The 3531-nt window shown below is 55.4% G+C and carries 4 protein-coding genes and 4 tRNA genes; 2 read left to right on the forward strand and 6 right to left on the reverse strand.

The window, feature by feature from the left end; translation table 11 throughout:
• Nucleotides 1-49: 49 nt before the first annotated feature.
• Both PMI34_RS00110 and PMI34_RS00105 read right to left on the reverse strand, forming a co-directional pair.
• A complete protein-coding gene (locus PMI34_RS00110; RefSeq protein ID WP_008054301.1) occupies nucleotides 50-256 on the reverse strand; it encodes a Flp family type IVb pilin in 207 nt (68 codons plus the stop codon).
• A 56-nt stretch (nucleotides 257-312) separates the two neighbouring features.
• Entirely contained in the window at nucleotides 313-519 is a 207-nt protein-coding gene (locus tag PMI34_RS00105; protein WP_008054302.1) for a Flp family type IVb pilin, read from the reverse strand.
• 407 nt (nucleotides 520-926) lie between these two features.
• Here PMI34_RS00105 and PMI34_RS00100 point away from each other — a divergent pair, with 407 nt between their 5' ends.
• Nucleotides 927-1796, forward strand: coding sequence for an AraC family transcriptional regulator (locus tag PMI34_RS00100; RefSeq protein WP_008054303.1), 870 nt, complete (start codon nucleotides 927-929; stop codon nucleotides 1794-1796).
• A 58-nt stretch (nucleotides 1797-1854) separates the two neighbouring features.
• Here the strand turns inward: PMI34_RS00100 and PMI34_RS00095 are convergent.
• The 4 genes from PMI34_RS00095 to PMI34_RS00080 form a co-directional block, all read right to left on the reverse strand.
• Nucleotides 1855-1930: transfer RNA gene (locus PMI34_RS00095), tRNA-Gly, on the reverse strand.
• Between the two features lie 3 nt (nucleotides 1931-1933).
• Nucleotides 1934-2009: transfer RNA gene (locus PMI34_RS00090), tRNA-Glu, on the reverse strand.
• Between the two features lie 104 nt (nucleotides 2010-2113).
• Nucleotides 2114-2189: transfer RNA gene (locus PMI34_RS00085), tRNA-Gly, on the reverse strand.
• A gap of 2 nt (nucleotides 2190-2191) precedes the next feature.
• A tRNA-Glu gene (locus tag PMI34_RS00080) sits at nucleotides 2192-2267 on the reverse strand.
• A gap of 385 nt (nucleotides 2268-2652) precedes the next feature.
• On the opposite strand from PMI34_RS00080, the gene PMI34_RS00075 reads away from it, so the two are divergent.
• On the forward strand, nucleotides 2653-3411 hold the full coding sequence (locus tag PMI34_RS00075) for a hypothetical protein (protein WP_032829958.1): 759 nt from the start codon (nucleotides 2653-2655) through the stop codon (nucleotides 3409-3411).
• Nucleotides 3412-3531 lie beyond the last annotated feature (120 nt).

The following is a 3531-nucleotide window of genomic DNA, read 5'->3' on the forward strand; positions in this document are numbered from 1 at the left end:
CCTCACTCGAATGTTGTTTTTACTGCTGAATCTCTCACTGGGAATAGACTTACGTGCACGTTTGCCCTGTGCCCGTGGCGCCCATACAAGCAGCCAGCTTACCGAGCTTGGCAATAATGGCGGTGCCCAAGGTGGTAAAAGCAGTGACAACCGCCAGGGTTATTAGCCCACCCGCCACCGCATATTCCACAATGGTCAGGCCATCTTCGTCTTTGACGAACTTCACTACCGAAGCCTTGATTGTTTGCATGATCATTTTGCCCACCTCACTCGAATGTTGTTTTTCTGCTGCATCTCTCACTGGGAATAGACTTACGTGCACGTTTGCCCTGTGCCCGTGGCGCCCATACAAGCAGCCAGCTTACCGAGCTTGGCGATAATGGCGGTGCCCAAGGTGGTAAAAGCAGTGACAACCGCAAGGGTTATAAGCCCACCCGCCACCGCGTATTCCACAATGGTCAGACCATCTTCGTCGTTGACGAACTTCACTACCGAAGCCTTGATTGTTTGCATGTTCATTTTGCCCACCTCACTCGAATGTTGTTTTTCCGGAGGCAGTACGTTCTGCTCTGCCTGATGCAACCCTAGTCAGGGTGAAGGCATAAGCGTTAGGAAGATTTTGCGTATCGCTAGGACTTTTTTGCGGGGCGGCCAATACGGAGCATTGACCTTTGCGGAAGTAACGGGGGAGGGGTAAACAAGGCACTGAAACGCAAAGGCAATTGTAATTAATTCACAAGCGACAGGCGGTTCAACCTGGGTTTGTCGAAGACACACCAACAAACAGGCGCCCGGGGCTACCCCTCAGGTGATCCATAGAGCGAAAAGAACTAAAAATCGTCTTTTCTATCGGGATTAAATCTGCAAAGTGATAGCACATTGGCAATACTGGCGAAGAGAGTCACTAGAACCTCCAGAGTAGAGACATGACGTCCAATTTGACCAAAAGGCCATCGCTCCTGTGGTTCGATCTGACTCATGATCGGTCCACGAAAGAACTCGTCGCGCAGTTCGAGGATGCCTGCGACTGCAATCTGGCGAAAAACTCCGTGTTGCCCATCAGGGAACGGGCAGACATGATCTGCATCCATTTTGATCGCCCCGACACGCCAGGTTTGCGGCTATTGCTGGAGATCAAACGCACAACCCCCACCATCCCGATCTCCATGTTCACCGTGCAACATTCAGAGGAACTGGCGGTTTGGGCCATGCGCTCCGCCGTTTGGGAATACATGGTGCTACCGCTCTCGAGCACCGAGAAGAAGCGATACCTGACGGCGGTGGCTCAACTCTGCGAGCTGCGTCGAAATGCCAACGGCTCGGGCAAGTCTTCGCAGATCGACCACTCCCCAACCCTGCCGGACAGCATCCGGCTGACCTCAGGACACCAAAAACACCAGGCGCTGAACAGCGTCATGCTGTACATCGAACAGCACTTTCGAGACAGCATCGATCAGAGGGAATTGGCACAGCGTTGCGGCATGACGACATTTCGCTTCAGCCGCCTGTTCAAGGAAGCCAATGGGCTTGGGTTCACGGATTACATCCTGGACAAGCGCATGAACTTCGCCAAAGACCTGCTCGACAACAGCCAGATGCCGATTACCAGCATCGGCTATGAGGCCGGCTTCAAGGATCCTTCCTACTTCGCCCGTGCCTTCAAGCAGTTCGCCAACTGTACGCCCAGCGAATACCGCCTGGCACACCAACTCAAAGCGGCTGCAGCCGCGCAATTGGTAGAGGATGAGAAAACCACTGAAGCGCTCGAAAGCCTGGTACAAACCCTCAGCGGTTGATCCGGTTTTTTACGCGCAAACAAAAACGCCGCTCAATGAGCGGCGTTTTCGTTAAATATGGAGCGGGAAACGAGACTCGAACTCGCGACCCCGACCTTGGCAAGGTCGTGCTCTACCAACTGAGCTATTCCCGCAAATGGCGTCCCCTAGGGGACTCGAACCCCTGTTACCGCCGTGAAAGGGCGGTGTCCTAGGCCACTAGACGAAGGGGACACGCTACCCGGAACACATGGTGTGTGTTTCGGTGTCCAGAGCCGCATCCGAAGACTTGGTTCTGGTTTCACTCAGCCCCGCCCGAAAGCAAAGCTGTTTAAAATTGGAGCGGGAAACGAGACTCGAACTCGCGACCCCGACCTTGGCAAGGTCGTGCTCTACCAACTGAGCTATTCCCGCATTGGCGTCCCCTAGGGGACTCGAACCCCTGTTACCGCCGTGAAAGGGCGGTGTCCTAGGCCACTAGACGAAGGGGACACACGTACAACATTCACTCCCTGCTTCGTTTCGCTGTGTGCTTTACGCTGCAAGTGGCGCGCATTCTATGGATGGATTGAGAGGTCGTCAACCCCCTGATATAAATTTATTTAAATCAATGACTTCGCCCTGCTTTCGGGAGCCATTGCGGTTTTTCCGCTGCCCGGCGTTTGACGCCTATATTCTGTCACCCGCCAAGGCGTTATAGTCCACCGGATGATGGCAATCTGTATATCGAGTGCCATCATTTATAGAAGCGGGGCTCCGGCCGATATAAGAACAAGCATGTCCGATCCAACCCGTCGTGCGGGCCTGGGCGCTCAAATGCCAAGCCACCAGACTCCCATGCGTAACCTATAAAGAGGTCTTACCGGTGACGCCACTCATGATCACCCTGCTAGTTGTAGCCGGGATCGCACTGTTGATCGCCATTGGCTACATGAACCATGTGGTGGAAAACAACAAGCTGGAAAAGGCCCGTACCAAGATTGAGCTCAACGATCGCCTGCGACGCTGCGGCGAAATCACCGAGACATTCCCCGGCCAACTGATGACTCCGGCACTCAAGCTGCTGTTGGCCCGCCTGGAACTGAACGTCTGCCAGCGCCTGCTCAACCTGGAAAAATCCAGCGCCAACCTCAAGGCACGGATCGCCGAACTGCAGGCCCTTGTCGGCCAGGGTGAATCCATCCCGGTCAACAATCCGCCGGCACCGATCCAGACCGAAGCCAAGGCCAAGGATGTCCGCTTCCTGCTCGAAGCCCTGCACGGCCAGATTACCCGCGCGGCACAGGACGGCTTCCTGCCCCCCAACGAAGCCAAGCGCTGGATTCGTGAAGTGCGCCACATCCTGGTGCTGCTGCACATCGAGTTCTTCAACAACCTCGGCCAGCACTCCCTGCAACAGAACCAGCCCGGGCAGGCTCGCCTGGCATTCGAGCGCGGCGTGCAATACCTGCGCAAACAACAGGAGCCACAGGTCTACGCCGAGCAACTGGAGTACCTGGAAAAACTCCTGGCCCGGGCCAACGACCAGGTCATGGACCGCATCGCGCCGGTCGAAGGCGAGGTCAACCAGTTGACCGAAGGCCTCAAGGACGTCGAGGCCGACGCGGACTGGAAAAAGAAAGCGATCTACGACTGATCAGTGAAAACAGAAAAGCCACCGAGACAGGTAATGCCAGTCAGTTAAGCGGTAATGCGATCTGTAGCAGCTGCCGAGCCCGCGAGGCTGCGTTCGGCTGCGAAGCAGTCGTAAAATCAG

Origin of the sequence: Pseudomonas sp. GM74, assembly GCF_000282455.1 — a bacterium.
In the GTDB taxonomy this organism is placed as follows: Bacteria; Pseudomonadota; Gammaproteobacteria; order Pseudomonadales; family Pseudomonadaceae; genus Aquipseudomonas.

Coding starts and splice junctions, on each gene's coding strand:
- PMI34_RS00105 (WP_008054302.1), bottom strand. CDS start 519: ATGAACATGCAAACAATCAAGGCTTCGGTAGTGAAGTTCGTCAACGAC.
- PMI34_RS00110 (WP_008054301.1), bottom strand. CDS start 256: ATGATCATGCAAACAATCAAGGCTTCGGTAGTGAAGTTCGTCAAAGAC.
- PMI34_RS00075 (WP_032829958.1), top strand. CDS start 2,653: ATGATCACCCTGCTAGTTGTAGCCGGGATCGCACTGTTGATCGCCATT.
- PMI34_RS00100 (WP_008054303.1), top strand. CDS start 927: ATGACGTCCAATTTGACCAAAAGGCCATCGCTCCTGTGGTTCGATCTG.